This is a genomic window from Pseudomonadota bacterium, from assembly GCA_010028905.1.
Taxonomy (GTDB): Bacteria; Vulcanimicrobiota; Xenobia; order RGZZ01; family RGZZ01; genus RGZZ01.
On sequence record RGZZ01000521.1, the window covers coordinates 1 to 3,318 of the forward strand.

Below are 3,318 nucleotides of genomic sequence, written 5' to 3' on the forward strand. Positions count from 1 at the left end.
GGCGCGGCCTGCTGCACGGCAACGATCCGAATGTGGGCGTCGCCATCGCCTTCAATGAGGCCAACGACCGAATTAGCGGCACCCTGGTGTGGACCTCGAACCTGAGCGGATCGTGCACCCGCCATCTCGAAGGCCAGTACGATCCGGGATCCGACACCTACATCCTGCACGACATCAGCATCACCGACGCGCGCGTCAACGGCCGTGTCTGCAAGATCGACCGCTACGCGCTCAAGGTCGAGAACGATGTGACCTTGCGTGGCACCTACACCTCGGCCGACTGCCACGACCAGGGCTCCCTCGAGCTGACGCGCAGTCGCTGAGACCCACCAGGCGAACAGAAGGAGGCGTCCCCATGCGAAGCTTCGACCTGTACGTGGCCCTTGGCGACAGCATGTCCATCGACACCTATGCCGGCGCGCCCGGCCTCGGAGCGGCGTCTCTGCTGTTCCGCAACGACGATCGCGTGTGGCCGCAGTTCCGCGGCGTCGACCTGGTGAGCGCCAGCCCGGAGGCGCGGTTCATCATGCGCGCCGAAGATGGCGACACCTCGGTCGAGATGGAGAACGCCATCGATGCGCTCTGGCCCGAGCCTGAGATCGCCGCGGGGCGCACCCTGGTGACCATCACCATCGGCGGCAACGATCTGCTCACCCTGGCCGCGTCGCCCGACCCGCTCGGGGCCGCCCCCACCTTCCTTCCCGCCCTCTCGGCCCGGCTGTCGCGCTGCCTCGAGCGCCTGCAGACCCTCTACAACAAGCCCCTCATCGTTCTGGGGAACATCTACGACCCCACCGATGGCACGGGTGTGATGCAGAGCGGGAACGACCTGTCAGTCGGAATGCCGCTCCTCGCGGCGGTGAACCGCCTGCTCGCCGAGATCGCCGCAATGCACGATGTCCGACTCGCGGATACCCATGCCCGCTTCCTCGGCCACGGGGTTCGCCACGCCGATCGCGCCTTCACCCACTACCACGGCGAAGACCCCAGCGGATGGTACGTCCTCGACATCGAGCCCAACGCAAGAGGCTCATCGGAGATACGACGGCTCTTTCTAGAGGCGATCGCGTGAAGGAACGCCTCGACCGCGTACTGGCGCGCCTGGAGCACTTCCGCGCCACGCGTCTCGAACGCAATCCCTCGTTCCTCGACGCCGCCTTCTCGCTGAGCGATGACGAGATCGACACAACCCTCGTGGCCCATCGCCCTCCTCCCCTGCTGTTCGGAACCTTCAGCGAAGAGCGGGTGATGGCAGACCTCGAGCGCTGCGGCATCATCGCGCGCTGCCTATCGCTGGGATATCGCGATCTGCGCGCCGAGTTCAGCGGAAGAGACGCGTTCGAGACGCGCTTCGGGCTCCTGGGTGATCATCCGGAGCTCGATGCGCCCGGTCGGCTGCTCGACATCCGCACACATCAAGGAGAGCTGCGGGCCATGAACCCGCTCGAAGACGACGAGGAGATCTGCGTGCGCGCGCTGCTGCTCGACTGGATCAGCATGGAAGACCCTGCCCACCCCCTCTCCACAGAGACGCCGTCGCTGCCCGGTCAGCGCCATCCGGGGCTGGGGCTGTTCCGAGATGCCTATCGCCTCACCCTCGGCTACCTGCGCCAGACCGACTTCGACGGGGTCGTGAACGTTCCCGAGCACTTCCACAATGCCGTGCTCTACGGGCGCGACTTCGCGTTCTTCTCTCCGCAGCGCCAGGGCAGCTTTCTCGCGATGAAGCGCGATCTGCTGAAGCTGGGACTCGCGCGCGCCTCGCGGGCCCTGTCTCCGAGCGCGCAGCCTGCGACTCCCGACACGGAAGGCGTGGAGCTGGTGGAGCAGACCAATCGCGTTCAGTGGACGCCCGCCGAGCAGGTTCTCGCCCTGCGCGCCCCCCTGAGGCGCATCGTCGATGACCCGCGCTATCACGCCATCGTAGATCAGGCGCGGGCCGCGAACCACTACCGCCTGAGGGCCTGCGCTCAAAACCAGGGGTGAAGCGTGATGAAGTTCACAGCCACCCCGTCAGATCGGCGCTACAATGCAGACAGAAACACTCTCTCTCCCCCGAAAGCCCTCGAAAGAGGGCTTCGTCATCTCTCTCAGAGGCCCTCAGACGAGGGCCTTTTCATCTCTCCCCGGACACCGCGAACGACGGGCGCGGCGCCGTTGCGATCTGCGCCGGGCCGGGCAGGCGCATCTGCCCGTCGAGCAGGAAGCGCTGGCTGCGATTGGCGAGGCGCCAGCACAGCAGGCGCTCATCGAGCACGGTGAGGAGCTGGCTGCCATCGGCTGAGAAGGCAGCCCCGGAGGCCAGCCCTGGCGGAAAGATCTCGTGCTGCACCGTGAGCTCGTCTGTACGCAGCACCCACGCCCTTCGGCCGTGGACGATGGCCAGCCACCGGTCATCCGGGCTCACGGCAATGCGAGGGCGGCTTGCGCCGTCGCACTTCTCGAGATCAACGCGCTTCACGAGATCGATCACCGTGGGCGTAGCCTGGCCCGGGCCCCACGCCGACAGCCTCCACGCCCCTTCCTTCAGCGCCGGGTTCGGGGTCGGAGACGCCGTGGGTCGAAGTGCGGGAAGGCGACGCATCGGCGGCACGGCAGCAAGACTGAACAGACGCGTACCGCTGCTCAGCGCGATGGTGTCGATGACGTCTGAGAACCCCACCGGAGCGCGTGACGACACACCGCCTCCGCGTATGTCCGGCAGAGAGAAGGCCAGAGCGCTCTGTCGCGAGACGCCCAGCAGCGCGCGGCCCCTGCCCCCCGCGAACCTCACGTCGCGCAGCCGCGACCCGACCCGTGTCCGAACGGGCGCCTCGCGCACGTCGAACACCCACACCCCCTCGACCGTGTCGATGAAGAGCCAGGCCCCATCGGCAGACACGCGCGCAACGGGTGCCCCGTCGACGGCGCCGCGGCGTGAGGCCACACTCAGCTCGGCACGCACCCGTCCGGTGGCCGTGTCGATGACGCGCAGACGGCTGCGGCGATCTCCATCGACCACATAGAGGCGATTGCCGTCCGGCGAGGGGCACAAGCCGATGGGGGCGCGGGCGTCTTCGACCCGCAGCACGCGAACGAGTCGCGCGGACGCCACATCGACGACATACACCGCCCCGCTGCGCAGCGCGGTCACGTATGCCCACGTAGCGGGAGGGTCGGCCCAGGCGGAGGCGAGAAGGGAGAGCCAGACGACAAGCGCGAGCGGCAGCGCGCTGAGGCGAACAGTTCGATGGGAGGGGGGGTGCATGCGGACGCATTCCATATCCACCCCGTGATCTCCCCGCATACAGGTGCGGGGCGCGGCACGCGCAGACCTCC

The 3,318-nt window shown here is 67.6% G+C and carries 4 protein-coding genes; 3 read left to right on the forward strand and 1 reads right to left on the reverse strand.

Annotated elements, in window-relative coordinates; genetic code table 11:
- The 3 genes from EB084_22210 to EB084_22220 form a co-directional block, all read left to right on the forward strand.
- A partial coding sequence (locus EB084_22210) for a hypothetical protein (GenBank protein ID NDD30978.1) occupies nucleotides 1–323 on the forward strand: 323 nt, incomplete at its 5' end.
- Between the two features lie 32 nt (nucleotides 324–355).
- The gene (locus EB084_22215) at nucleotides 356–1,072 is read left to right on the forward strand and encodes a hypothetical protein (GenBank protein ID NDD30979.1); all 717 of its coding nucleotides are present in this window, start codon (nucleotides 356–358) and stop codon (nucleotides 1,070–1,072) included.
- Nucleotides 1,069–1,986: a hypothetical protein gene (locus EB084_22220; GenBank protein NDD30980.1), complete on the forward strand. Its 918-nt coding sequence runs from the start codon at nucleotides 1,069–1,071 to the stop codon at nucleotides 1,984–1,986. Before EB084_22215 ends, EB084_22220 begins: the two co-directional genes overlap by 4 nt.
- Nucleotides 1,987–2,116: 130 nt before the next feature.
- Here the strand turns inward: EB084_22220 and EB084_22225 are convergent, their stop codons facing one another.
- Nucleotides 2,117–3,262 carry a hypothetical protein gene (locus tag EB084_22225; protein ID NDD30981.1) on the reverse strand — a complete coding sequence of 382 codons (1,146 nt, stop codon included), beginning with the start codon at nucleotides 3,260–3,262 and terminating at the stop codon, nucleotides 2,117–2,119.
- Nucleotides 3,263–3,318: the final 56 nt, after the last annotated feature.